Source organism: Bdellovibrio sp. ZAP7, from assembly GCF_006874645.1.
Classification (GTDB): Bacteria; Bdellovibrionota; Bdellovibrionia; order Bdellovibrionales; family Bdellovibrionaceae; genus Bdellovibrio.
In genome coordinates, this window is sequence record NZ_CP030082.1 from 814,854 (window position 1) to 840,041 (window position 25,188).

21 protein-coding genes are annotated in these 25,188 nt (G+C 45.5%); 14 read left to right on the plus strand and 7 right to left on the minus strand.

Annotation, left to right across the window (positions count from 1 at the left end):
- Positions 1-126 precede the first annotated feature (126 nt).
- A complete protein-coding gene (locus DOM22_RS04070) occupies positions 127-2,250 on the plus strand; it encodes a hybrid sensor histidine kinase/response regulator (protein ID WP_142699150.1) in 2,124 nt (707 codons plus the stop codon).
- A 33-nt stretch (positions 2,251-2,283) separates the two neighbouring features.
- Here the strand turns inward: DOM22_RS04070 and DOM22_RS04075 are convergent, their stop codons facing one another.
- Both DOM22_RS04075 and DOM22_RS04080 read right to left on the minus strand, forming a co-directional pair.
- Positions 2,284-4,254, minus strand: a complete 1,971-nt coding sequence (locus tag DOM22_RS04075) for a TIGR03545 family protein (RefSeq protein ID WP_142699151.1) — start codon at positions 4,252-4,254, stop codon at positions 2,284-2,286.
- A gap of 11 nt (positions 4,255-4,265) precedes the next feature.
- Positions 4,266-4,793 (minus strand): TIGR03546 family protein, encoded by a 528-nt coding sequence (locus DOM22_RS04080; RefSeq protein ID WP_142699152.1) that lies wholly within the window; start codon positions 4,791-4,793, stop codon positions 4,266-4,268.
- A 117-nt stretch (positions 4,794-4,910) separates the two neighbouring features.
- Between DOM22_RS04080 and DOM22_RS04085 the strand changes: the two genes are divergently transcribed.
- Positions 4,911-5,894: an HAD-IIIA family hydrolase gene (locus DOM22_RS04085; RefSeq protein ID WP_142699153.1), complete on the plus strand. Its 984-nt coding sequence runs from the start codon at positions 4,911-4,913 to the stop codon at positions 5,892-5,894.
- Here the strand turns inward: DOM22_RS04085 and DOM22_RS04090 are convergent.
- On the minus strand, positions 5,849-6,844 hold the full coding sequence (locus DOM22_RS04090) for a lysylphosphatidylglycerol synthase transmembrane domain-containing protein (protein WP_142699154.1): 996 nt from the start codon (positions 6,842-6,844) through the stop codon (positions 5,849-5,851). The genes DOM22_RS04085 and DOM22_RS04090 overlap by 46 nt on opposite strands.
- 138 nt (positions 6,845-6,982) lie before the next feature.
- On the opposite strand from DOM22_RS04090, the gene DOM22_RS04095 reads away from it, so the two are divergent.
- From DOM22_RS04095 to DOM22_RS04115, 5 genes are all read left to right on the plus strand, one after another.
- Positions 6,983-8,359, plus strand: a complete 1,377-nt coding sequence (locus DOM22_RS04095) for a mannose-1-phosphate guanylyltransferase/mannose-6-phosphate isomerase (RefSeq protein WP_142699155.1) — start codon at positions 6,983-6,985, stop codon at positions 8,357-8,359.
- A gap of 50 nt (positions 8,360-8,409) precedes the next feature.
- The gene (locus DOM22_RS04100) at positions 8,410-8,664 is read left to right on the plus strand and encodes a hypothetical protein (RefSeq protein WP_142699156.1); all 255 of its coding nucleotides are present in this window, start codon (positions 8,410-8,412) and stop codon (positions 8,662-8,664) included.
- 157 nt (positions 8,665-8,821) lie between these two features.
- Entirely contained in the window at positions 8,822-9,409 is a 588-nt protein-coding gene (locus DOM22_RS04105; RefSeq protein WP_142699157.1) for a hypothetical protein, read from the plus strand.
- Positions 9,387-10,328 (plus strand): HTTM domain-containing protein, encoded by a 942-nt coding sequence (locus DOM22_RS04110; RefSeq protein WP_246845840.1) that lies wholly within the window; start codon positions 9,387-9,389, stop codon positions 10,326-10,328. Before DOM22_RS04105 ends, DOM22_RS04110 begins: the two co-directional genes overlap by 23 nt.
- Before the next feature lie 296 nt (positions 10,329-10,624).
- Positions 10,625-13,792 (plus strand): hypothetical protein, encoded by a 3,168-nt coding sequence (locus DOM22_RS04115; RefSeq protein WP_142699158.1) that lies wholly within the window; start codon positions 10,625-10,627, stop codon positions 13,790-13,792.
- Positions 13,793-13,856: 64 nt separating this feature from the next.
- On the opposite strand, the gene DOM22_RS04120 is transcribed toward DOM22_RS04115, so the two are convergent.
- Entirely contained in the window at positions 13,857-15,407 is a 1,551-nt protein-coding gene (locus DOM22_RS04120) for an acyl-CoA dehydrogenase family protein (RefSeq protein WP_142699159.1), read from the minus strand.
- Between the two features lie 129 nt (positions 15,408-15,536).
- Between DOM22_RS04120 and DOM22_RS04125 the strand changes: the two genes are divergently transcribed.
- Positions 15,537-16,424 carry a trypsin-like serine protease gene (locus tag DOM22_RS04125; RefSeq protein WP_168196544.1) on the plus strand — a complete coding sequence of 296 codons (888 nt, stop codon included), beginning with the start codon at positions 15,537-15,539 and terminating at the stop codon, positions 16,422-16,424.
- 175 nt (positions 16,425-16,599) lie between these two features.
- Complete coding sequence (locus DOM22_RS04130) at positions 16,600-16,902, plus strand: hypothetical protein (protein WP_142699161.1); 303 nt, start codon at positions 16,600-16,602, stop codon at positions 16,900-16,902.
- A gap of 3 nt (positions 16,903-16,905) precedes the next feature.
- Here the strand turns inward: DOM22_RS04130 and DOM22_RS04135 are convergent, their stop codons facing one another.
- Positions 16,906-17,988, minus strand: a complete 1,083-nt coding sequence (locus DOM22_RS04135; protein WP_142699162.1) for an outer membrane beta-barrel protein — start codon at positions 17,986-17,988, stop codon at positions 16,906-16,908.
- A 150-nt stretch (positions 17,989-18,138) separates the two neighbouring features.
- Here DOM22_RS04135 and DOM22_RS04140 point away from each other — a divergent pair, with 150 nt between their 5' ends.
- Both DOM22_RS04140 and DOM22_RS04145 read left to right on the plus strand, forming a co-directional pair.
- A complete protein-coding gene (locus tag DOM22_RS04140) occupies positions 18,139-19,758 on the plus strand; it encodes a methyl-accepting chemotaxis protein (protein ID WP_168196545.1) in 1,620 nt (539 codons plus the stop codon).
- 111 nt (positions 19,759-19,869) lie between these two features.
- Positions 19,870-20,838 carry an HD-GYP domain-containing protein gene (locus tag DOM22_RS04145; protein WP_142699163.1) on the plus strand — a complete coding sequence of 323 codons (969 nt, stop codon included), beginning with the start codon at positions 19,870-19,872 and terminating at the stop codon, positions 20,836-20,838.
- A gap of 56 nt (positions 20,839-20,894) precedes the next feature.
- Here DOM22_RS04145 and DOM22_RS04150 read toward each other — a convergent pair whose 3' ends face one another.
- Positions 20,895-21,467 (minus strand): hypothetical protein, encoded by a 573-nt coding sequence (locus tag DOM22_RS04150; RefSeq protein ID WP_142699164.1) that lies wholly within the window; start codon positions 21,465-21,467, stop codon positions 20,895-20,897.
- Positions 21,468-21,598: 131 nt separating this feature from the next.
- Here DOM22_RS04150 and DOM22_RS04155 point away from each other — a divergent pair, with 131 nt between their 5' ends.
- Together DOM22_RS04155 and DOM22_RS04160 are read left to right on the plus strand one after the other, a co-directional pair.
- A complete protein-coding gene (locus tag DOM22_RS04155; RefSeq protein WP_142699165.1) occupies positions 21,599-22,276 on the plus strand; it encodes a murein L,D-transpeptidase catalytic domain-containing protein in 678 nt (225 codons plus the stop codon).
- Between the two features lie 80 nt (positions 22,277-22,356).
- Positions 22,357-24,036, plus strand: a complete 1,680-nt coding sequence (locus DOM22_RS04160; RefSeq protein WP_142699166.1) for an alpha-glucosidase — start codon at positions 22,357-22,359, stop codon at positions 24,034-24,036.
- On the opposite strand, the gene DOM22_RS04165 is transcribed toward DOM22_RS04160, so the two are convergent.
- The gene (locus DOM22_RS04165) at positions 24,033-24,680 is read right to left on the minus strand and encodes an alpha/beta fold hydrolase (RefSeq protein ID WP_210415677.1); all 648 of its coding nucleotides are present in this window, start codon (positions 24,678-24,680) and stop codon (positions 24,033-24,035) included. The two genes, DOM22_RS04160 and DOM22_RS04165, sit on opposite strands and share 4 nt — an antisense overlap.
- Before the next feature lie 176 nt (positions 24,681-24,856).
- Here DOM22_RS04165 and DOM22_RS04170 point away from each other — a divergent pair, with 176 nt between their 5' ends.
- Positions 24,857-25,162, plus strand: coding sequence for a GNAT family N-acetyltransferase (locus DOM22_RS04170; protein ID WP_142699168.1), 306 nt, complete (start codon positions 24,857-24,859; stop codon positions 25,160-25,162).
- Positions 25,163-25,188 lie beyond the last annotated feature (26 nt).

The window sequence follows — 25,188 nt, forward strand, 5'->3', positions numbered from 1 at the left end:
TTTCAAAAGATGCGGAATGAACTCATATCAACTCAAATGAAGTTTGGAGTTGCCCGAGCAGTCTCTTCATTACAATTGCGTGACCCCATTGAAAATCCAGAAGTGAGTTGATACATCATCGCTGCCATGGCGAAGCTATCTTCATTCACCCTCCTCTCTAGAAAAACCAATACCGAGAGCCTTGATTTCAAAATCAGAAAACTGGATTTGATTTATCAAGAGCATCTTAAAGGTGCTTTTGCGATATTGGGTAACGGGTTGGCGTTTCTGTGGGTGGCTTGGGATCTGGTTCCTCATCTGATTTTGGAAATATGGATGAGTGCGATGGTTACAACTGTGACCATTCGTATGATCTCGCTGTGGCAATGGAACAAAAAGAAACAGGCCGTAACGAATAGACGAGCCCTGCGCTTCTGGGAGTACTTGCTTTACTCCCAACTTTTGATTTCGGGCTTAGGCTGGGGAGCCGTGGGAGTCATGGCGGCTTCTACTACGGATATCTCTTTGCAGATTCTGGCGTCTTTAATTATCGCCTCTATGACCGCGGGTCCTTTGATCTACTACGTGTCTTCAAAAAAGGCGATGGCCTGTCTGACGGCACCGGCTTTGATAGGATGGAGCTTTGGTTATCTGCTGTTGTCAGAAGTGCCTCATCATCATCTTTTGGGTATTTTGATTTTGTTCTATTTGATTTTGCTGTCCTTTATCGGTCGCAATTTGAATCGCGCGATCTTGCGGATGATCTCTTTGGATTATCAGCTTAAGAAGAACGAGGAGCATCTGCGTATGGCGATGGCTTCCAGCAATGCCCTGTCTTGGGACTGGTATGTGGAATCGAATCATCTGGAATACAATGGAAATATTGAACTGTTTCCGGAAGGTCTGGAGCAGCTGCAGGATATTTTGAAAAAGCATTTCGTTACGCCAGGAGATCTGGATACAGAAATTGAATGCCTGGATCAAAACTTACAATCTCGACATATCGCTATTAAAGGTAAAATTTCAAAAGATCCTAAAACGACCTATCGTATGACGGGAATCGCCTGGGATATCACGACGAAAAAGAACGAAGACCTGCTCCGCCGGGAACGTGATGTTCATGAAGCTGCCAATCGTGGGAAGTCGGTTTTGTTGGCGAACGCCAGCCACGAGATTCGCACGCCGATTGCTTCGATCTTAGGTTATTCGGAAACGTTACTGGGGAGTCCGGCTTTGGATAAACAGAACCGCCAAGATGTGGAGGCGATTCACCGTCAAGGTAAGTTCATGGTGACCTTGGTGAATGATCTTTTGGATCTTTCCAAAATTGAATCCAAGGGTTTGTATTTTCAATCGTGCTCGATGAACCCGGCCTTGGAGTTGGAAGATTCCGTGGCGATGATCCGTTCGACGTTGGATAGTTCAAAACATAATTTAGAAATAAACTTTGAAACTCATTTCCCTGCGGTGATTTCTTCTGATCCGGTGCGCTTCCGTCAGGTGGTGATCAATCTTCTTTCCAATGCAGTCAAATACACTGAACAAGGGAATGTAAAGGTTCAGGCTCGTTTCTATTCCAATATCGAAGGAGAAGGATTCATCAGTCTGATGGTTTCCGATACTGGCATGGGCATGGACTATCATGTGCAACGACATCTGTTTGAGCCTTTCATGCGTGGAGAAAACCCCGAGGTTCAACGAGTGCCTGGTTCGGGGCTGGGATTGGCGCTAAGTCGCCAGCTGGCTCGTGGAATGGGCGGGGATTTGCGCCTGGTTCGCTCAATGTTGGGGGATGGGAGTACTTTTGAATTCGTACTGCCGGTTGGTAAGGCGTCAGAGCTAAAAATGGTCTCGCCCCATGAAGCTCGTTACGGAACTCGAGAGCAGATTCTGGTGCCCCAAGAAACGAATCATTTGAAAGATCGCGAGATTTTGGTGGTTGATGACTCGGATGATTTACGTGCCTTGATGGCGCGATATCTGATGCGTGAAGGTGCCATTGTTGAAACCAGTGAAAATGGTCAAGCGGGTGTGGATCGGGCTTTAACTAAAAACTTTGATGTGATCTTAATGGATATCAAAATGCCGGTGATGGATGGTTATCAGGCGGCTGCGTTGCTGCGTGAAAAAGGATATGTCGGTTTGATTGTGGCCGTGACGGCTCAGGCGACGGCTGAGGGCAGAATGGATTCTCGAAGCAACGGGTTTGATGCGTATTTGAGCAAACCCGTTGATATCAATCTATTGAAGGACATTTTGATCCGAGCGTAGCTGGAGGCACTCCGACAATGTCGGAGTAGGTTCTTAAAACCCAAATTTCTTTTTCAAATCTTCGACAGCTTTTTGACCTTCTTTTTCAAGTTGCTTGCGCCCTTGGTTTTCTGCGTCTTTTTTCGCTGTTTCGACTTTCGCTTCGACTTGTTTTTTTTGCGCCTCTAACTGTTCTTGGGCTTTTTTGACTTCTTTGTCGAATTGGCCCTTCAACTGGTTGATTTGTGCTTCCACTTGCGCCTTTTGTTTGCCGATTTCCTGATCTACGTAAGCTTGAATTTTTTTACGAGCTTCTTCGACTTTGGCTTGGATCTGCTTTTCAAAACCTTTGGAAAGCTCTGGTCCCAAGTTCGAGTTGATCGAAAGGGGTATGTTCGGCAAATCGCCTTGACCTTTCGCAGTCAAAGTCACCACGGGAATTCCTGCAAAAACGGCTTTCAAAATTTCATCAGCAATTTGATTTGTCGATGAAACCGCGTAGTCGATTTTTGTGAATTTGTTGTCGAAGTCCACCGCGAGGTTTTTCAAACCCACCAGCGAACCTTGAATGCCCATAGCTCCATGAGCTTTGCTGAAGGCGATTTTAACTTCCGGACTGTTAACCAGGTCTTTGCCTTCGATGGCGTATTGATCAACTTTGAACTGATAGTCGATCACGGAATCGTCCTTGCGGTTATCGATAGAAAGCTTTAACAAAAATCCTAGAATATCCATCGCTGGGAAATCACCTGCCAATGTGGCGATCGTTGGACGGCCGACCAGGCGTTGGTTGGAAGTGATATCCAGGATTTCACCTTTAACGTTGCCAGAGTTCGGAGTCAGTCCTGCTTGAGAGCTGACAGCCGTTCGTTTCACCCAGAACATCGGGTAGGAATTAGGACGCCCAAACTCGTACGTAATTCCTTTTTCACGAGGATGCGGTTGAATGGCAACTTCTTCCTCTTCGGATTTGGCTTGGCCTTTTTTCAAATACTTTGGTGGAATGTATTTTTCGGCCAAGGCTTTATAGCGGAAGAACTTTGCCTTATATGGCTCCAGATAGCGAATAAAGACAGCCATCGTAAGAGCTTTCGCATCCACTTGAGGAATGCGGAAGTGTTGTTCCAGGGACTTGACGTCGACCTTCACCTGCTTTTCAATTTCGCCGTACTGAGTTTGCAAAGCTTTTAGATCGTTATTCAAATCATTGCTGACGGTTTGGATCTGTTTATATTTGCCATCAGCATCTTTGTAAACGGCGTCTAACTGTTGTAAGGCCGTTTGCAATTCCTGAGGGTTTTTAAAATCTTTATACTGGATCTTGTTCAGGCGATCACCCAAGGATTGAATTTCTTTTCCTTGTGGCAGTGTTTTTAAACGCTCGTCCCAGACTTTTTGTTTTGTATTCAAGTCTTGCTGGAACTTTTCGATCATCGCTTTGCTTGGCAGTGAAGACTGCAGCTGTTGCAATTGGGCATTCGGATCGGCTCCACCGAGCATATTAATCACATCGCCCAAAACATTTTCGCCATAGCGATCTTGCAATTCTTTTTCGGCTTGGGATTTTAGTTTGCCGCCTTCAGCTGCGAGCATGCCTGGTTCATTTGAGATCGGCGGCGGAGGAGCGACTTTACCCGGGTAAGCTCTTTTCACACCGAATTCGATTTGTTCGACAACAGCTTCGTTGATCACGAACTTCACACGAAGAAGTGCGTCCCACAACATGCCGAAACGGATTTCGCCGATTTTAATAGAATCGTGAGTTGGTTTTTCTGCGTCAGTCAGTTCGATGCCTTTGATGCTGATATCGGCGTTAAAAAAGCTGGTCTTTAAATCAGCGATATTAACTTCGGCGCCCAGGGCTTTGTAACCGCCCCATTCCATAGCTCGGCGCAAGTGTCCGTCAAAGAAGAAATGGAAATAAAGTCCGATCAACAAACAGATAACAACGAAAGGAACCAGGGCACCCCAGCGAATGATGCCTTTTTTCTTTTTTACTTCGGGATTTTTTTGAATGTTTGCCATGATGCTAATTCCTATCGGCCGTAAAGATCGTTGTATTTGCTATACCAGTCGTAAAACTTTGTGGCTTTGAGTGCCTTCCAGACTTTGGTGTCTCGGATGCGCGCAACGACTGTCGCGCGGTATGCCAGGATCAAAGATTTAAAGCCATAGTAGGCGAATGGAAATAAAATCACCGATACAATCATGGAGCCCATAATGATGCTGTTGTTAAAGCGAGTCATCGGGACGAAGGGCATGTTGTACATGCTGACAAACAAAGGGCGCAGGCTTTCCATTTCCAAAACCGCTTTGCCCAAGTGATGTGCCGGGGTGTCGAAAAGAAATGCTACGAATTTAAAAAAGAATGCAGAAAGAAAAGCGGCTCCCAGTTGCACTCTGAATACAAACACGATCAACAAAACGATCGCTGTTTGAATTGAGAAGAAAGGCGCGAACCCCAGGAGCAGTCCCAGTGCCAGTCCGAATGCTAATGGCATTGTGTCGGTGTCGGAATTCAGCAGTTTAATGAAATTGTAGAGCTGTTTTAATAGCAATGTCATAGATATCCTCGCGATGGAAGGTCGAATTCGAAACTCTTTAAAGTTTATGACAAAAATGCGTGGCGGCAAGTGAAAAGCGAGGACAGTACAGGGGGATTGTCGTATGTTTTTAGGTATATGAAATCATGGGCTCAGTTAGTTGCAGATACAGTTCGAATGGGTGGGGTTTTGGTGTTTATCAAGGACCAGGCGCCGCAGGATTTCCAACAGTGGTTAGAGCCCTTGTCGCAGTCTTTCGCTATGAAGATTCCGTTCACTGTTCGTAACAAAAGTGATTTTGTGAGCGGCCGCTATCAAACGGGCATCCATGATTTGATTTTCTTTTTTGAAGGGCAAGAGGCGGTGCTTGCAGGGCTTGATGCCCATGTGCAAGGACAACGCGTCTGGATTGCTCCCGGAAATACCTCTCCGGCAACAGTGGATTATCTGTGGACCACTGAAGACGTTTCAGCGTGGGTGGCATTCTGGAGCAGTCTCGTGCCGCAATTTGATTCGCTGATTGAAAACTGGAACAGTCCCGAGATGGATCACGCTCCGTGCTTGTTTTTAGATCGCGACGATGTCGTGGTTAAAAACGTTCCCTATAATAAAGATCCTCATCAGGTCGAATTGATTCCCGAAGTGGTGGAGCTGATTCATAAAGCTCATGCTGAAGGCTATTGGGTGGCTTTGGTCACCAATCAATCGGGAATTGGTCGTGGCAGAATTTCGTGGCAGGAGTATAAGCAAGTACATCAACGTATGCTGAAGCTGCTGGCGAATGAAGGCGCCTGGATCGACGAATGTGTTTGGTCTTCATATATTGAAAATGAATCCGTACCTGAGGGACGCTTGCTTGCCGGTTTAAGAAAACCACGTGTGGGGATGTTTCAGATGGTGAAGGATAAATTGAAAATCGATATGAAGAATTCCATCATGGTCGGTGACAGTGCGACGGATTTGATGGCTGCTTATTCCGCGGGAATTGGCTCTTGTTATTTATTTAGATCAGAGAAGTTGGACAAAGAACGCGAAACTCTTGAAAAGTTCCGCGCAGAAAATTCTAAATTTTCGTATCAAGCCATATCAGCGGCAGCTGACATATCATTTGGGCGTTTATAGCGCATGTAAAAGAAGGCTCCAGAAAGGCTTACCACGAACGAGCACACCTGAAAGGCTGTGATTGTGGTGGGGCCGACTTCACTGGAGTGACCTGTGTAGATGTTAAATAGGAAATAAAATGCCGCTTGACCCACTCCCACGCCAGCAGGGGAGATGGGGATCGCTGTGGCCATAAAGCCCAGTGGTGCGACTAAGAAATATGTTTTTGCCGGAATGTCTGTGTATCCAGAGACAACGCCTACCATGTACAAAAACAGAATCGCAGTCGATTGGGCAATCAAGCTGATGCCGATGACCTGTGCGATACGCGGAATGCTGTTGCCGTACAGGTGCAGACTTTCATAGATCTTCATAAATTTTTCAGCTAACGGAAGTTTATTGATCACGCGTTTTAAGATCTGCGTTTTGTAAATTTTCGACGAGAAAATCAAACTCAACGCCACAGTGAAAACGACGAACAGGGCGATGATAAAATAAAATAAAGTCATCAGTGTTGCCACATGGCTTACGTGGCTGAAGTCGTAAATCATTACAGCCAATGCCAAAAAGATCATAGCGTAAAGTCCCAGGACTCGGTCCATCAAAACGCTGGTGGCGGCGACGACTTTAGTGCCTGGGAATTCGCGGGTGAAGTAGTATGCTTTGATGACGTCGCCACCCACTCCGCCGGGCATCGCAAAGTTAAAGAACTGGCCGATCAATGTCAGTTTGAATGAGGACCAAACTTTGGCAGGAATTCCTTGGGATTTAACCAGGACGCGCCAGCGTTCACTTGCCAAAAAGAAATTTAGAACTGTGATGGTAACGGCTAACAAAAGGATACCGGGTGTAAGAAGATTGCGAAGGGCAGAAAAGTTCAGTTTTCCTGATTGAACTAACCAGTAGATAATTCCCACCGCAAAGATGATCTTAAGCAATTGAACCGCAATCTTTTTTGTCTTTTTAACCATGAGTCATTCTTACTTTAAAACCCGCTCAAACTCTACCTGGAGATAGAAGAAGTTTTGACCTGCCGAGCCAAATGTGTGCTTGAAAATACCCAGTTTAGGGAGGCGGTGCTAGGATAGCTTCCTGACCTGGAGGATAGTGTGATTCCTGTAGTATTATCGGGTGGTAGCGGCACAAGATTGTGGCCGGTTTCGCGCCAACACATGCCAAAGCAATTCTGTACAATTTTTGAAAAGCCATTGCAGACAATGACTTTAGAGAGATGTCATAAAATGGGCTCTCCCTGGATTGTGACCTCCAAGGCTTTGCAATCTCTGACAGAAATTAATCTAAAAGATAGTCAGATGAATGACGTTCAGGCGATCTATGAGCCCTATGGTAAAAACACGGCTCCAGCGATTGCGGTCCTTTGCAAACTTTTAGATCTTAAAGGTTTGGCTAAGGAGATCGTCGGCATTTTCCCTTCGGATCATTTGATTTCCAAAGAACAGGCGTTCTTGAACGTTGTTAAGTTTGCAACGTCAGTTGCGGAAACTAACAAAGTTGTTACTTTAGGAATTACGCCTTCCTATCCGGAGACGGGTTATGGCTATATTCAAACCAAGGCTGTGAGCCTGGCTGAGTCCAATGGCTTCAAAGCATATTCAGTTGTTAAGTTTCACGAAAAACCTGCACTTGAAAAAGCGAAGGAGTTTTTGGCCCAAGGAAGCTTTAGTTGGAATGCGGGAATCTTTGTTTTCAAAGTTTCTCATATGATTTCTTTGTTCGAAAAACATCAACCTGAATTGTGGGCTTCGGTGTCTGCGTTGAAGGCTGACGCTTCTAACTTGGATGACATTTATTCCAAAGTTCAAAGCATCTCTATCGACTATGCGATCATGGAAAAATTAGGCAGTGAAGAGCTTGCTTGTATTCCATCCGAGTTTGGCTGGAGTGATGTGGGTTCTTGGGATGCTGTGGCCACTTTGCAAAAGGGTCAGGATGTTTTGAATGTCAAAGGGCAGGATAACTTTGTCTTCGGTGATTCCGGTAAACACTACTCCACAGTTGGTATTGATGACGTGATTATTGTGGACACAAAAGACGCCTTGATGTTGGTTAAAAAAGGTCATTCTCAGGATGTTCGCTATGTAGTTGAAGGTTTGGCACAGCAAAAATCTTCGTTGGTGAAAGATCACGTTTATGAATATCGCCCTTGGGGATATTTTGAAATTCTAAAAGACACAGATGCCTTCAAATCCAAAGTGATTCGCGTGAATCCGCACTCGCAACTTTCTTATCAAAGTCACGCCAAGCGCGAAGAGCATTGGACGATCACTCGCGGAAGCGGTGAAGTGGTTTTGAACGATGAGGTGATTCCAGTGAAAGCAGGATCTCATGTCCACATTCCATTGGGTGCAAAACATCGCATGCGTAATACTTCGGACGAGATGTTGGAATTCGTGGAAGTTCAGCTGGGATCGTATTTTGGCGAAGACGATATTGTTCGCTATCAGGATGATTATCAAAGAAAGTGACATTGAAAAACGAATCTGCTGAGATTTCGTTTATAAGAAAAGGAGTTTTTATGAAAATGATTCTAGCGTCTTTGGTTTTGTTGGGTGCTTCTTACAGTTTCGCTGCAAAAACTTACCAAGTAACTGGTCCGGTATTGGAAGTCACTGATTCCAAAATCGTCGTCGAAAAAGGCAAAGACAAATGGGAAATTGAAAGAACAGCAGCAACGAAAGTGACTGGCGATTTGAAAGTGGGCGAGAAAGTGACTATCGAGTACACAATGTCCGCAGCAAACGTTGATGTGAAAGCTCCGAAAAAGAAATAATCTCTTTACATATATAGAGATAAATTGAAGGATCGCGGTCAAAGGCGATCCTTTTTTATTTTCCGATGGCTTAAATGTAATTGAGCTTTCAGGATTGCCATTTGATCGAATGCTTCTGTCCCATTAAGTTCCACATGCTAAAACACAAGGGGAGCTTATGGTGCGGACTTATGAGCGTGCAAAATTATTTGCGATATCTGTCTTTATCGCCTTTCACTTAATGTTAATTTTAACAGCTTCTTTTCCGGATCGCAGTGAGCTGGGGCGTCTGATTCTGCGAACCTTCGGCGACTACTTTGACTTCGTTGGACTGGAGCAGCCTTGGAGTATGTTCGCTCCGAATCCCATGTCTTTAAATTCATATGTCGAAGCGGAAATTCATTTTACTGATGGCAGTAAAGAAAAGTGGTCTTTGCCCCGCCCCACGCAAATGAATGGCGCGGATAAAGTGATCGGCGGCGACCGCTATCGCAAATTCACTCAAGAGTATTTGATGCCGGAAAAAAACGAAGAGATCTGGTTTGATGTCGCTCGCTATGTGACTCGTCACGTGAACAAGATCGAGGCGACAGGGCGCAAACGTGAGATCGAGAAGCTGCAATTCTTCCGCTATTACAACTATGTTGAAGACCCACGGAAATTCTTTGTTCGCCACGGTGAAAAAGCGGGCGAATACAAAAAAGAAAGCGTGTTCTATTTCTATCCAGCAAAAAAGGGAAAATATGAAGTCAGCAACAATAATTAAAAGTATCTGGGATTTCTTTTTTAAGCCTCAGCCTGTGGATAACTTAGGTTTGATGCGGGTGTTGTTCGGGCTGCTGTTGCTGTTCAACTGGTACATGATTTGGAGCTATCTGGATGTGTTCTGGGGAGTGAATGGCTTGATCAGTCTGAAAACCTCAATGGAGTACGGCTCATCTATTCGTTTCAGCCTGTTTGATTTCATGCCGAATGATCCCCGCGTGCCGGCCTTGCTTGCCCTGGTGAATCTGGTCGCAGCCGTGGGAGTGACCTTAGGGATCTTTACTCGCACCTCGATGGTGTTGGCGTTTATGACGTTGTTGTCTTTCCAAAATAGAAACGATTTTATTCTGAACAGTGGGGATATCGTTCTTCGGAATATTTTGTTTTTCATGATGTTCTCTGCGGCAGGGAAAGCTTATTCATTGGATCGCTGGTTTTATAATCTGCGCTTTGGTAAATCGCAGGAACCGCTTATGGAGCGACCGTGGGCTTTACGTATGATTCAGATCCAATTTTGTGTGATCTATATCGCCACGGTCTTATTTAAAATCAAAGGCACGCATTGGGTGGATGGCACGGCTGTGTACATTGCCACGCGCTTGGAGGAGTTTGTTCGTGTTCCATTTCCATTGTTGAACAATCTTGCCGTGATCAAGTTTATGACGTGGTCAACTTTGCTTGTTGAACTGGCGATGGGAACGCTGGTTTGGTTTAAAGATTTGCGTTATTGGGTTTTGTTGGCTGGCATAGGTTTGCATATTGGCATTGAACTTGTGATGAGTATACCAATGTTCGAATGGGTGATGGTGGTGACAATGCTTTCATTAGTAGATCCATGGGATGTAATAAAGATCGAAAGTAGATTGCGAATGGGGCTTTCAAGAATTCGATATCGTTTCGGTAAGTTAGAAACTACCTAGAAAAAATATTTATTAAATAAAAAGACCAAGCAGAAATGTTTGGTCTTTTTTTTCATGAAATCCAAAGCTGAAGCTGTTCCTGAAAGTTCCGCAATTAATTAAATGGTGGAAAATTACAGATAAGTTTCTATCCAACGATATGGCCTCCAAATAAAACTTTTCAGGAAATTTGCAGAATCTTGTGGGACACGCCGAATATTCACGGAAACTATGTGAGTCATTTGATGCAGAGTTGACGCGATTTTGTGAGTGAAAAATAGAGAGAAGAGAGAACAAAGAACTTAAATGGAGGATGGATGAGATCGCGTAAGAAGTTAGTTCTTGCTGCGGGAATTTCCCTTTTGGCGAATCCTACTTGGGCACAAATGGCGCAGTTACAAACTCCGCCAATCACGGCTCCAAAAATAAAACAGGGTGTGTTGAAAGAGAACAAAGTTTCCAAAGACAAGACAGGATCGGACAAAGTTGTCGGAGTAACACCTGATGGAAAAATTCGCATCGGTGTTCAAGAAGAAGAGTTTAGCGGAAATTCGAGTGGCGGCTCGAAGGGAGGCTTCGACAATAAAGGAAGTTCAGGATCGAAAGGATCATACGGCGGAGGAAGTGAACGCGGTGGATTCGGTTCCTACGGAGATAAAGGTTCTTCGGGCGAACACGGTGGCTTTGATAGCAAAGGTTCAAAAGGTTCCTTTGGTGACAAAGGGGATTATGGAAATCATGGAACTGGTGGTTCCAAAGGTGATCTAGGGAATCGTGGCAACAGCGGTTCCAAAGGTGACTATGGCGATCGTGGAAACAGCGGTAGCAAAGGCGACTACGGCAATCGTGGCAATAGCACTTCAAAAGGTGACTATGGTGACCACGGTAATAGCGGTAGCAAAGGTGACTTAGGGAATCGTGGTAATAGCGGTTCTAAAGGTGACTATGGCGATCGCGGTAACAGCGGTAGCAAAGGTGATTACGGCAATCGCGGCAATAGCACTTCAAAGGGTGATTATGGTGACCACGGTAATAAAGGCGACAAAGGCGATTATGGCAATCGCGGTAACAGCTCTTCTAAAGGTGACTACGGCGATCGTGGTTCCAAAGGAGATAAAGGTGACCGTGGTGAGCATGGCGGCTTTGATAGTAAAGGCTCAAAAGGCGATCATGGTGATCGCGGCGAACGCGGTGAAAAAGGCAGCTACGGCGAGCACGGCTCTAAAGGTGACAAGGGCGACAAAGGCGATCGCGGAGAACGCGGCAACTATGGCGAACATGGATCCAAAGGAGATAAAGGTGATCGTGGCGAGCGCGGCGAAAAAGGCAACTACGGCGATCATGGCTCCAAAGGCGACAAAGGCGATCACGGCGAAAAAGGTGAGTGTGGTCATCGTTGCGGATCTTCTTCGTACGGAACTTCAACTTCATACGGAAGCTCAACATCTTATGGAACTTCAACGTACGGTGATACCAGTACTTATGGAACGTCATCTACTTATGGTGACACAAGTACGTCGACTGTAACTACTTCAACTGGAAATCCTGATACTTCCACAGGTCCTCGTGAAACGAGTACTTCGACAAGTTCAAGCTCTTCCAGCTCAAGTTCTTCATCTTCCTCATCATCGACGGAAAGCACTTCCACTTCTACAAGTGAAAGCAGCTCTAGCTCTACTGGTGGTAAGAAAGAAGAGAAAAAGAACAGATTCAGAGCAAAATTGGAACCATTGTTCCACTTGGCTTTCGACTTTGGTTCTTACATCGTGAATTTGACTCCGCATGATGTTCCGCAACCAGCAGCGGTGGGTGTATCTTATGATCCGCCATCTCAGCAGACGTTGAAAACGGGCGACTATCGTGACGGCTTCCAAAAAACTGTCTATGGCAGTATCGAAGTGGGTATCGGGGCGCAAGTTCGTTTCTGGTTCGACAATGCGACAGGCCTGCTGGATTACTTCTGGGGCTTCGTGGGTGTCTTGCCAGTTGTAGGTAAAGAAACAGCTTCGACACGTTATGCGAGCACTTTAGATAAAGCACGCGCCATGGGTGGTCGTTGGTCTGTTCCAAAAGATGCAACCGATCTTGATAAATGGGATGCTGGCGACAGTATCACGTACGTCAGTTACGGTGGCGTGATCTTCTTGGCGAATGCTGGATTTGGTCCGGTAGGTATCGGTACTGCGAAATTAGCTCGCGGTTCCTGGGAAACTTACGTGGAAAAAGTCGGCGATCATATGGCTTACGTGAAAATGACAAGTGGTAAACTTGATAACTTGTCGATATTCACGAGTGTTTCCATTATGTCGATCGGTAAAAACTGGTTCAACTCTGCGGATGATGGATTCTCCTATCTTTTTGATTTGAGCACAGAGACAGGTCGTAAAGCTTACGAAGATATGATTCGTGGTAACTCGTACGCATCTGAACAGCTTGCGACGAAAAAACCTTTGAATCTGGTTGAGCTTGCGCCAGTGACGAAAGTTATGACTTTTAGAACTGTGTCGACAGGTCAAACTGTCAGCAAGGCGTTCGCGATTCCAATTATCTGGGACCGTGTGTTTAGTAAAGGTCGTGTACAGTCATTTACAACATCTGATTTGCACATCGAAAGAAACACAGCACGTGTACACTATGGTGTCTTTAATGAATCTGATGATTCTCGTTTCTGGTTTAAACACAGAGAAGAGGACTTCATGTTCACAGGCGCGAAATACTCGCTTGAAAACTGGGACAACAAAGAGCGCGTGACAGGTATGTTTGGTACATACAGCTTCGCGTTCCGACATGAAGCAAGTAACGACGACAGACTAAGAAAAGGTTTGAAAGAACTAGTTCGTAAAACCGGTTTGAAACGTTTGATGATCAATATCCCGGATAACTCGGCATTGGGTTATACAGGTGTTGAGTTCAACGCGAAAATGGGTGAAGAGAACACAATGCGTCTGATGACACTCGCTCAAAGAATGTCTGAAGATCAGTTCACGGCACGCGGTTTGGCATTGCATGAAATCTATTTCAACAAGGGCGGCGATCCTTGGGATATCTGCAAACTGCCAGGTTGTGAAATGAAGCAGCGTAAAGCGACAATTTCGGGTATGTCGAAAATGTGGCGCGCACTTCAAGTCATGAGCAAAACGATGACGGGCGATCCACGTGCATTTGCAACAGCTTACGGGCAGTTTGGTGAGGGAATGTCTACAAATCCATTCACGTTCCAATCGGCAGTTGCAATGGCGGGACCAGGAGTTCTTATCGACTTCCTTGTGGAAGGAACAAGAATTTCCATGTTCTACAAACAGTGGGTGACGGATGCAGACGGTATGTGGGTTCCTGCGGAGAAAATGCCGGATTCAGATTTGATTCCGAAGTTTGATCCAAGAACTCGCCACTCGAAAATCCGTGGTATCATTATTGGCAACAATCCGGGAGATATCATGCCTCATGATACGATTCCGTTGATGCAGCCAGTAGCGTTCCAATAGCATCAGAAAAAGAAAAAGGCCGTTGAGAAATCAACGGCCTTTTTTATTTGAAAAAAATCAGTTTTTAAAGTTCGTGCTCGATCAGTAAGGCATCACTGATCAGATCTCCAGTCAAAAGCGCCAGGTATCGGGCGTTGCGTTCCCATTCTTCCGGGGCAGACTTTTGTAATTTGCCGATCAGTTGTTCAAACTCGTTCCATTTTTTCATAAATGCCGGTGCATTGTTTTTGTATGCCGTTGTCGATTTGAAGTATTCGATCACCACGGGCAATGATTGTTCTTTTTCAAATGCACGTAACATATCTAAGGAAAGAACGTTGGTTGTACCTTCCCAGATCGAGAATACTTGAGCATCGCGAATCAAACGCGGTAAGCCCGTGTCTTCGACGTAACCCGCGCCCCCGAACATCTCGACAACTTCACTTGAAATCGTAATGGCTTTTTTCGCTGTATAAAGTTTAAGAACCGGCGTCAATGTGCGAAGCAAAGTACGTTCTTTCGCGCTGATTTCACCGACTTCTTCTTTGCCCAGAAGGTGAGCGATGTGAAAACAAAATACAAATGAGCGACGGAAGTCTTCTTCGAGCCAGCGCAAAGTTTCCTGATGAAGGGGATGATCGATCAAAAGTTTACCGAAGGCTTTACGTTTGTGGGAATAGTTTTGTGCTAAGTCCAAAGCACGACGGGCGTGTCCGACAGCACACATCGAATTATATATGCGCGTGATGTTCAGAACGCTGGCGATCTTTTTAATGCCATCACCTTCGCCTCCCACTAAGCGGGCCGGAGTCCCTTGCAGACTCAATTCAGCAGTCGGCAAAGCCTTTGTGCCCAATTTATCTTTCAACCGATGGATCTGAATATGGTTTAACTGGTTTTCGGCGTTACGAAGTTCCAAATAAAAAAGGCTTAAACCTTTGGATCCTGCAGCAGCGCCATCCGGGCGAGCCAACGTCAGAGCCATTTGTGAGGTCGTCGCGGAAGTAAACCACTTTGTTCCATGTAAAGAATGAGTCGCCCCAAAAGCGCTTTCACCCGTGAACGCGTGTGCATCTGTTGAGGTGCCGCTGACATCCGAGCCCCCAGTTCGTTCTGTCATCCATTGTCCCGCCGTCCAGAATGTTTTTGGATCCCGGCTGGTCAAATGGGGGAGTGCGCGATTTTTTAAATCAGGTGTTCCGTAAAGCTCAAGTGCGCGGGCTGCGCCATCTGTCATCGCCAAAGGGCATGAAAAAATTGCCGAGCTGGGAGAATACAAATAAAGCAGAGCCATTTGATAAACACGTGAGAATGCTCCGTATTTTCTTTCGTAGGCCGTGGCAACGATGCCTTCTTCTGCCGCCATTTTTTCAAGATTTTTCCAGCCCGAAGAGACGCGAATATCATCTATACGGCGCCCCCAAGGGTCGAAGGGCACATGCACCGGAGGGTAGGTTTCGGCCTCCAGCGCCCACTCCAGCATATCTGAAGCAGCTCTTTGACCCAAATGATCCAAATGAGGCAATGCTTGCTTCTGACATTCTGGTGGCAGAATTTTTTTCAAGAGTTTTTGAAGTGAAGCATCTGACTGAAACGTGTTCGTGAGGCTTGGCCCGTCTTGATAAAAGTTTTTCATGGTTTAAGTGTAGGCTTCTCTGGCGAGAGGCACAACCAACAGTCGTTATTGGGTCTGTTTTTTTCAGAAAATAATTGCCGTTTGTCCTTGCAGTACATATACAGGGCCAACACTCATTCTGGAGGGGCCGTGTCACGTAAACTACTATTGGGCTTATCACTTTTGGCAATCGCCGCTTGTACACCTAAAGCAAGCAACAACACTGCGGCCACTTCCGGCTCACGCATAATTAATGGGACTGAAGTCCAGGAATCTGACAGCATTTATAAGCACTTGGTTTCTGTTTACGCAGAAAACGAAGATGGCTCTGTCGGCATCTGCACAGGCACGTTGATCGGCCCGAACACGGTATTAACGGCGGCTCATTGTATCTCTACTAAAACTTCAAATCTTCGGGTGGTATTCGGTCTGAACATCGACGAAATTCTTTATGCTCGCGAACCAGATATCAAAGATCTTTACCTGCACACGGTGAGTGACGTGAAAGTCCACCCGCAATGGAACTTTGAAAAGAACCAAGAGAAAGCATCAGACTGGCATGACTTGGCTGTTTTGAGGTTCCGTGGAGCTTATCCAGAAGAATTCACTCCAGCAGAATTTCTTCAAGAAAATGACTTAGGTATTCTGCAGCCGGGCGTGATGGCTTACGTTGCGGGTTATGGTGTTAACCAAGCTAGCTCTCGTGAAGTTGCGAAAGACGAAGTCGTGGGCTTCGATGAGGAAACTCTTTGTGATGACAAGGGTTGCATCGCTTTGAAATTCTCAGGGGATGGAACTTTACGTTGGACGATGGCGCCAATTTCTACGGTTGAAAACACGGAGCTTCGTTTGGACGAAAAGCTTTCTGGTACATGCGGTGGCGATTCGGGTGGACCCGCGTTCGTCGTGGTTGATGGCAAATTCTTATTCTTTGGTGTGACTAGCAGAGGCAGCCTTTTCTGTAACGAAGTGGGTGTTTACACGATCGCCTTGAAATTGAAAGACTGGTTGGGACCTGCAATTCAAAGCCTGAAATAGGTCAAAAAACACACTAAAAATACAGTCTCGTTCTGAGACGTGACTGGTAAAATATGGCAGCTGTCGAGAAGTTGGCAGCGATAAGGGGCTTCAATGGCCCCTTTATTCATCCTGGGGTGGGCAAGCTCCTTGCAAACTGTAAATAGTGAATTACAGAATTAAGTTGTGAGGATTTATGAAATTAGTGAAACTATCAATCGCAGTTTGTTTAATGAGCGCAACAGCTATGGCCGGAGTTCAAGGTCGTATCACCACTAAGATCGATGCGCAAAAAGCACAGATCGAACTTCGCGGTGTAAAGGCGGGTGATAAAGTCACTTTGCTGGAAGAAGTGTGCGAAGGACCGAAAGTGAAATTGTGCCGCACTGAAAAAGTCGGCGTGGCGACTGTTTCTAAGGTTATCGACTCTGAGACTTCTGAAATCAAAGTCGAAGGCCAACAACCTTTGAAAGACGGTCTTTTAATCGAAAAGCAATAGTTTTTAGAAATGAGCGATGGCGCCTAACGTGATCAAATACAAATGATCCGTTGGGGTGCCTTCACTGTTCGTCATAACTTCCTGATCCGCTTTATCCTGGCGGAATTCCAAATAAAGCTTCAGATGCTCAGACAGGTTGTACTTGTCTCCCACCGTCCAAACTTCCACTTTATCAGCACCCGAATAATAAGCCCCTAAAGTACCATTAATTCCGTCGAGTTCACCGGCACCCAGAATATTTTCGTAGCGTACTCCCAAGGTGTGTTTGCCCATCGTGTATCCCATTTGTGTGGACAAGGATTGTGCAAAGGTCAAAGTGCCACCGTCGGGTGTTTGCGTGCGGTTGTCATAAGAAATCGACCAGCTGAAATCATCACTGAACTTATAAGTTGTCCAGATATTCGTGGTTGATTTTTCAACGGCAGAACCTGTGACTGTGGTGGAGGCGTCTTTCCCTGCGTAGTATCCCGCAAACCATAAAAAGCGTCCCGAAATACCGGTGACAGACAGTTCCGTCGTTTTCGTAGAAACCAAGTCGTCGCCAAATTGATTGTAGGCGCTGCGGTTGTAACTGCTTAGTGTGACTGCCAACCATTCACCAGGGTTGAATTTTAAACGAGCACCTTCGTTGTATCCAGGAACGATACCTTGGTAAGCGACTGTGTTTCCGTAAAGAATGTTTTCCACCTTCATCGCGGATTCAAAACCCAAAGTTGAACACAGGCGACCAAAACCAACAGACCAGGCAGGATCTATTTTGTAATAGATCTCCAATTGGTCCAAAGTGCCAAAATTGCTTTTCGTCGTACCGGACGGAGTCGTCAGCTCAATCGGCATATACATTAGACGGGCAAAAAATGATAAGTCCTGTGTTTCTTTCTTCAAGATCACTTGGGCACTATTAAATCGATACTGTTCATCGAGCGCTCCGGAAGATGCCGGGTAGGCGTTTTTTCCTGAGGATAAAAAGTTGTACTCAAAATCAGCTTCACCTTGAGCAGTAATCCCGGAAAGTACTTCTTCAGCTTTAGCAGCGAATGGCATGATCAAACAAAATGTGGTTAATATCGCCGTTGTCTTTTTCATTGAGACTTTTATCGGGGGTTTCCGAGCTCACATTAAGGGGGCGAAAATATTTTAATACTCCGGATGTTAGGCTAGTTCGTCTCAATACTGCTCAACCTGCCTGTCAAGAAACCGATTAAGATCAAGAGTCCTAAATTTTTCGGGGTAATTATGCAGAGTAAAAAAAGCTCATGGTTCAAGGGAATTAAAGGTCGCATGTTGATGGTGGCGGTGTTTCCGTTCATCGCGTTTGCCACCATATTTGGTTTTACCTATAAAGGCCTTGATCATCTGGGAAGTCTTTTAAATAGTGCACACAACCAAATTATACCAAATTTGAATGACCTCGGTGACATGCGTATCGCACAAAACCGATTTGGTTATCGCGTTTGGGAAGGCATCATCAATCCAGAAGATCGTGCCGAGTCTGTAAAACAGGCCGAAGAAACTTTGACGAAGTTCGAGAAAGCCTACAAGGACTACACTGAAAATCATTTCGACGGTGAAGAACTGAAAATGCATGAGAACTACAAGCAGTACTTCCCTCAATATAAATCCTTGGCGCATTCAATCTTAAGTAACCTGGAAAAAGGTAGTGATGAATCCGTGGCTCAAGCCCGCAAAGATCTGGATGAGACCTTGCACATTTATTCGGGAAAAATCGAAGAGTTTTGCGTGCAGGTGAATGATCTTTATACAGGACGAGCTATTGCTGAAAATAAGGAGTTCGCAGCTTCTCGTGCACAAATCACGAACATCATTATCCTGGTTACTTTGTGTGCTGGATTGTTGATTTTGGCTCTTCAGTTAATGCAAGCTGCGAAAATTTCAAATGTCACTGGAAACGTAGCGGATAAATTGGGTGAGGCGAATTCCAAAGTCGTTCATTCAGTTGAGCAATTGGCAGCGGCTGGAAATGCTTTGTCACAAAACTCCACAGAGGCAGCGGCTTCATTGGAAGAAACTGTGGCGGCCTTGGAAGAGTTAACGTCCATGGTGCAAATGAATTCAGACAATGCCAAGCAGGCGGCCTCTTTGGCAGTCAGTTCTCGTGATGCTGCTGAGCATGGCGAGCAAGAGATCAGTGCCCTTATTAAATCCATGGGGGAGATTTCGTCTTCTTCTAAAAAAATCGAAGAGATTATCTCTGTGATCGATGATATAGCCTTTCAAACAAATTTGTTGGCTTTAAATGCAGCTGTGGAGGCGGCTCGCGCAGGTGAGCAAGGTAAAGGCTTTGCCGTGGTTGCGGAAGCGGTTCGTGCATTGGCGCAAAGAAGTGCTTCTTCTGCTAAAGACATCGAAAGTCTGATCAAAGTCTCCGTTCAACAAGTTGATAACGGTAGCAAAGTTGCGAACTCCAGTGGAGTGGTCCTTGCTAACATCGTGGCTTCGATTAAAAAAGTATCTGATCTTAATAATGAGATTTCAGCGGCAAGTACGGAGCAGACGACGGGAATTCAGCAAATCAGTCGTGCGATGAATCAGTTGGATCAATCGGCACAGTCGAATGCAGCTTCGGCAGAAGAAATTGCAGCTACGACGACGGAATTGAACAGACTTGCACAGACTTCCCAAGATCTGACTGGCGAATTGAATACAGTTGTGACGGGCACTGCTGCTCATCATGAGTTGGATACAAAAAGTTCGACGAAGGATAAATTCGCTGTTGAACCCTCAGCGACAGTCATCCCGATGAAAAAGTCGGTCAAAATGGCACGTGTTGCAGAAGAGACAATTCCTTTTGATGATGAACCCAGGGCGAAAATAGGGAACCGAGACGGATTCTAATAATTATGGGCCTGATTCTGGCCCGTTTCATTTTAAGAATTTACGTGGCTTTGGTCGGGTCAAATATTCTCACATGTGTTCATTCCCTAGCGACCAGGCTACAATTGTCTTATGACAGATCCACAACCCAAGATGATCATGGTTGGTGTGGAACTCTTTACAGAGAACTTCCCACTTCCTGCAGACGTTTATACTCGATTACCTTCGGGCCAATATCTTTTGGTGGGTAAAAAAGGCGAGAAAAGTAATTTTCAAAGCCTGCATATGACAGCTCAGAAAAAAGCTGAGCTTTATGTGCGTGGTGCTGATTATGACGTTGTGATTCAGTTCAATTTAGCATTAGCTAAAACAGCTGTCAGCAAGACCGAGATTCCCACAAACCTAAAATTAAATCTGATTACGGGACTGGCTGATTCCGCGATCAATGATCTGGTGGACCGCAAAATCATGGCTGGTTCTTATGAACGCGTAAAACAGCTTTCGGGCTTTATCAAAGACACAGTCGCGCAAGTTTCCGATGTTGATAAACTTTTGGATCTGTTAAGCAAGCTTCCAAAAGACAGTGCCTCCCATGGGATGGCAACGGCAGCGATCTCTTTGTTGATTTGTGAACAGATGGAAATTCAATCGAAGCCGACTTTGGAAAAGGTGGCCTTGGGTGCACTTCTGCACGATATTGGCCTTAAAGAAATTCCAGATACAATTCTGAAAAAACCTCGTGCCGATCGCACTGTTGAAGAAACAACTCACTACGAATCTCATACAATGAGAGGTGTAGAGATGCTGCAGGAACTTCGCGAAATTCCGTCAGATGTATTGGCAATTATTTTGGAGCATCATGAAAATGCGATTGGCATGGGATATCCGCGCCGCATACGTGATGTGAAAATGAATCCTTTGGCGAGAATCGTAGCAGTCGCAAATTATTTTATGGAGCTGCTGCATGATCCAACTGGGGAGATGCAGGCTAAGACGCCGGATGAGGCGATCTATTATATGGAGACGACTCTGGGGCAACCTTTCAACAAGCAAGTTTTTGCTGCGTTGAAAGAAGTCGTCTTTGCCCACCGCCGGGTTTAAGGCAAAAAAAAAGCGCACCGAAGAGTGCGCTTTTTTTATCTAAGATAATTCATCAATTACGGTTTAGCGCATTCGCCTTGTTTTTGGCAGCGAAGCATATCACCCGTATGTTGGTGAAGCTCATTCAAAGTATAACCAAGTTCTTGATCGTAACCGTTGGCAACAGCACCTGCCTGACCGATTGTGATGAAGTCATTGATACCTTCAAACCACGCTTGATCGTACATTTGGCCGGTCGAAGTGTTTTTGAAAAACACGTGGCCGTTAGAGCGAATTGTTTTTAGGAAGCGGCCACGCTGGTCACGGGCTTTATTCAAACCACCGCTGAAGCTTTTCCAGCATTTTACTTCGCCAATGCGAACAACTCTTTGCAAGTTCAAATCAAAAACGATGATGTCAAGTTCACCAATAGTTCTGTGGCCGTCGCCATAAGCGATGCCCACTTCAACGTGGTATTGAGGAGCTGGGAATTGCTTTCTCACGTCCAAACGCGCTACTTCTTCACAGATTGCGCCGGAGTCTTCATAGCTGCGGGGAACGCTTTTAAGAGCTTCAAAATCTTCAGCCCAATTAGCAGCAAAAAGATTAAGCGAGAACAATAAGGCACTGACGAATACAGATAGTTTCATAACCCCTCCAAGAGGTCCCTGTGATCGCCGACCCCCACCGTATGTTCAAGGAATTAGTCCGTAAAATTAAAAGTGCGCCGCAGCATCCGAGTTCTCTTGTATTTATTACCTGCGCTCAGTAAGAGATCCGCATGTCAAAAAAAGTGATTTCTTTTCTACTTCTTTGGAGTTGTGGGGCACCGGCTGCGGCTTTCGCGGGATTCTTTTCTAAAAAGGATGACCGTTGGAATGCCTATGTTGCGAGAGTTGAGCAAGTCGCTTCCAGCGAGCGCGCAATTCCTAAAGCGGCCATCGAAAGAACAGTCCAGTTTTTGAATTCAAATCGTTCCCGTCTGGAAAGCCGGATTAACAATAAAAGTGTTGTGATCATCAATGACTTTACTGAAGAGAGCACACGGGATCGCATGTTCGTGATCTATGTTTATCTGGGTAAGGTAGAGCGTTATAAGGTTGCCCACGGAATCGGAAGTGGCGAAGGCCCTCACGTTTACAAGTGTTCAAACACCGAGGGGTCCAAAGCGACTCCGCCAGGTTTTATGTTAGTTCAAAACGAAAACCGCAATTCTTCCTTTGGCTCGGCCCTTTATATGGACAGCCTGGAGTCACGAAACAGCAATTCTCGTGAGCGCGCTGTGGTGTTTCATCCCAATAAATCCGCCGCGGAACGAGCTCGCATCCTGCGTGAGTATGGTTTTATCGACCTCAGCGAAGGTTGTACTCAGTTGACCAAGGAAGACTATTATAAGCTGAAACCCCGCGTGCAAGGCGGCAGTCTGCTTTATAACTTCTGCCCGGAAGACGCAGACTAATTCGCCGCATTCGTTTGGACATCGTCGTAAAATAAAATTATAACTAGTCCTTGTAACTTACATAGAACAAGGACTTGTCGATGACATCTGCTGTACAGCCTAAAAAAATCTGGTGGAAAGAATCCGTCGTATATCAAGTTTACCCACGCTCATTTAAAGATTCCAACGGCGACGGAATGGGGGATTTGCAGGGACTTATTTCCAAACTCGATTATTTAAAACACTTGGGCATCGATGTGATCTGGATTTGTCCTATGTATAAATCCCCGATGGATGACAATGGTTATGACATCAGTGACTACCAGGCCATCCACGACGAATTCGGGACGATGGAAGACTTCGATCAATTGATGAAAGAGTGTAAAGCTCGTGGCATCCGTTTGGTGATCGATCTGGTGATCAACCACACCAGCGATGAACATCCTTGGTTTATCGAGTCCGCCTCTTCGAAAGACAATGCAAAACGCGACTGGTATATCTGGCGCGATCCTAAAAATGGCAAAGAGCCGAACAACTGGGAAAGTATCTTTGGTGGTTCCGCGTGGAAGTTGGACGAAAAAACCGGTCAGTACTTCATGCATCTTTTCTCTGCCAAGCAGCCTGATCTGAATTGGGAAAATCTGGACATGAGAAAGTCAGTCTATGATATGATCCGCTGGTGGTTGGATCGTGGTATCGATGGTTTCCGTATCGATGCGTTTTCTCATGCTCGTAAAGAGCCAGGTTTGGCAGATATGCCAAATCCTAAAAACCTGGAGTGGGTGCCTTCTTATGACAAGCACATGAACGTTCCGGGTATTTTGAATTACGTGGAAGATCTTTGTAAAAACACGTTTGTTCACTACGACATCATGACGGTGTGTGAAGCGAATGGTGTGAATGCCGAACACGCGGACGAGTGGGTGGGTGAAGACAAAAAGCGCTTTAACATGGTGATTCAGTTTGAACACGTAGGTTTATGGGATACGAACCCAGATCAGCGCTTTAACATGAAGGCCCTTAAAAACGTTTTCACGCGCTGGCAAAAAGGATTGGATGGCAAGGGCTGGAATGCCTTGTTCGTGGAAAATCACGACGTGCCTCGTATTAACTCTAAGTGGGGTGATACGACTCAATTTTGGCGCGAGAGCAGCACTGCAATTGCCACGATGTATTTCCTGATGCAAGGAACTCCGTATATCTATCAAGGTCAGGAAATTGGAATGACGAATTCCAAATTCGATGGCCCACAAGACTTTAACGACGTTTCTGCGAAAAATTATTTTGTAAATAAACGTAAAGAAGGCTTCACCGATGCACAAATCACGGCGGAGTTAAATCACACGTCTCGTGACAATGCTCGTACACCAATGCAGTGGGATGCCTCTGCCAACGCGGGATTCGGTACGGGAACTCCTTGGTTGAAAGTGAATCCGAACTATAAGCAGATCAATGTGGCGGCGCAAATGGAAGATCCAGAATCCATCTTGAACTACTATCGCCGCATGATTCGTTTGCGTAAGCAGCATCCAGGATTTATCTATGGCAGCTTTGATTTGATCGCTCCTGATCATCAGGAAGTTTTTGCTTACACGCGCACTCATGGTGCCGAGAAATATGCTGTGATCACGAACCTGACTAAAAAGGTGGTGACTGTGGACTTGGGTTCCGTGCAGGTTCGTCCAGAAGGTCTTTTGATGGCTAATATGGAAGTTTCAGACAAGGCTGCGACGAACTCTTTGAATCTTCGTCCGTTTGAGGCGCGAGTGTATAAAGTTTAATCCATTTGAAACGCGGTCTTTAAGATCGCGTTCAGTTCATCGGGTTTTTCCAGCGGAATAAAGTGCCCAGCTCCCTCGATCATATGTAAACGTGCGCGGGGGATGGCGCGGCTAAAGGCTTCCATCTTTTCTTTCGGAGCAATTTGATCATCCACTCCGCCGATCAAAGTGATCGGAATTTTTAAAGAATTTAAGTTCATTTTCAAATCACGACGATCCAGAGTCGCGTTCATTTGATTCAGATACATTTCGGTATTGTTGCTCGCCGCCATGTCCAAGATCAGCTGGCGGATTTCACTATTTTCCAAAGCATCGGGATGAAGATAATGCTTTAACTGTGAGCTGGCGATTCCGCCAAAGGCGACTTTCTTTAAAAGATTTCGGGTCTGAATACGGATCTTAACTTCCACATCCGTTAGGGGAGACCCTGTTGTACCGATCAAAATAAGTTCGGCTACACGATGAGGAAACTGAGTCGCAAAGACCTGGGCGACGTACCCACCCATTGAAAATCCTAGCAAGGTCATGGGACCTGGAAAACTTTTATCAATGGTATCTAACATCTGATTTAAATTGGATGCCTTTCGCAAATCCGCAAAAGAGCAATCGATCTCGGCCAAAAGATCTTTTTGGTAAGTCCACAATCGTTCGTCACATAGAAAGCCCGGGAGGCAAACAACTGCCTTTGACATATGTTAAGAATAGCAGATTCTGCATGCGAGAAACAATCCAGCTTCGGGATATTTGACAAGGACTCCAAAAGAAATTTGCTAAGCAAAGTCTGGGTTTAGCAATATGAAAGTTCTGAAGGAGTATTGAAATGAACATTCGTCATGATAAGGGCGGGCAACGCTTTGTAACCAATGTGAAAGGTGGAGACGCGCACATTCTCTATCGTCGAGGTCCGAACAATGCATATGACCTCTATGCGACTTATGTTCCTACGGAGTCACGGGACCAGAAAATTGCGGATCAATTGGTTCGCGAAGCCATTCGAGTGGCAAAAGAAGACAAGGTCCAGATCATCGACTCCTGCCCCTATGTAGCACGTTGGTTTAGAAAGCATCCCGAAGAAGGCAAAATCCTCTCGAAAGAATCCGGTGATTCTATCATTCAGGTGTTTTAACAAAGAAATCTTTGATGTACCCTTGA

What these genes read in the sequence shown, in the direction of transcription:
- DOM22_RS04070 (WP_142699150.1), top strand. Translation starts at nt 127, where the DNA reads ATGGCGAAGCTATCTTCATTCACCCTCCTCTCTAGAAAAACCAATACC.
- DOM22_RS04075 (WP_142699151.1), bottom strand. Translation starts at nt 4,254, where the DNA reads ATGGCAAACATTCAAAAAAATCCCGAAGTAAAAAAGAAAAAAGGCATC.
- DOM22_RS04080 (WP_142699152.1), bottom strand. Translation starts at nt 4,793, where the DNA reads ATGACATTGCTATTAAAACAGCTCTACAATTTCATTAAACTGCTGAAT.
- DOM22_RS04085 (WP_142699153.1), top strand. Translation starts at nt 4,911, where the DNA reads ATGAAATCATGGGCTCAGTTAGTTGCAGATACAGTTCGAATGGGTGGG.
- DOM22_RS04090 (WP_142699154.1), bottom strand. Translation starts at nt 6,844, where the DNA reads ATGGTTAAAAAGACAAAAAAGATTGCGGTTCAATTGCTTAAGATCATC.
- DOM22_RS04100 (WP_142699156.1), top strand. Translation starts at nt 8,410, where the DNA reads ATGAAAATGATTCTAGCGTCTTTGGTTTTGTTGGGTGCTTCTTACAGT.
- DOM22_RS04105 (WP_142699157.1), top strand. Translation starts at nt 8,822, where the DNA reads ATGGTGCGGACTTATGAGCGTGCAAAATTATTTGCGATATCTGTCTTT.
- DOM22_RS04110 (WP_246845840.1), top strand. Translation starts at nt 9,387, where the DNA reads ATGAAGTCAGCAACAATAATTAAAAGTATCTGGGATTTCTTTTTTAAG.
- DOM22_RS04115 (WP_142699158.1), top strand. Translation starts at nt 10,625, where the DNA reads ATGAGATCGCGTAAGAAGTTAGTTCTTGCTGCGGGAATTTCCCTTTTG.
- DOM22_RS04120 (WP_142699159.1), bottom strand. Translation starts at nt 15,407, where the DNA reads ATGAAAAACTTTTATCAAGACGGGCCAAGCCTCACGAACACGTTTCAG.
- DOM22_RS04130 (WP_142699161.1), top strand. Translation starts at nt 16,600, where the DNA reads ATGAAATTAGTGAAACTATCAATCGCAGTTTGTTTAATGAGCGCAACA.
- DOM22_RS04135 (WP_142699162.1), bottom strand. Translation starts at nt 17,988, where the DNA reads ATGAAAAAGACAACGGCGATATTAACCACATTTTGTTTGATCATGCCA.
- DOM22_RS04140 (WP_168196545.1), top strand. Translation starts at nt 18,139, where the DNA reads ATGCAGAGTAAAAAAAGCTCATGGTTCAAGGGAATTAAAGGTCGCATG.
- DOM22_RS04145 (WP_142699163.1), top strand. Translation starts at nt 19,870, where the DNA reads ATGACAGATCCACAACCCAAGATGATCATGGTTGGTGTGGAACTCTTT.
- DOM22_RS04150 (WP_142699164.1), bottom strand. Translation starts at nt 21,467, where the DNA reads ATGAAACTATCTGTATTCGTCAGTGCCTTATTGTTCTCGCTTAATCTT.
- DOM22_RS04155 (WP_142699165.1), top strand. Translation starts at nt 21,599, where the DNA reads ATGTCAAAAAAAGTGATTTCTTTTCTACTTCTTTGGAGTTGTGGGGCA.
- DOM22_RS04160 (WP_142699166.1), top strand. Translation starts at nt 22,357, where the DNA reads ATGACATCTGCTGTACAGCCTAAAAAAATCTGGTGGAAAGAATCCGTC.
- DOM22_RS04170 (WP_142699168.1), top strand. Translation starts at nt 24,857, where the DNA reads ATGAACATTCGTCATGATAAGGGCGGGCAACGCTTTGTAACCAATGTG.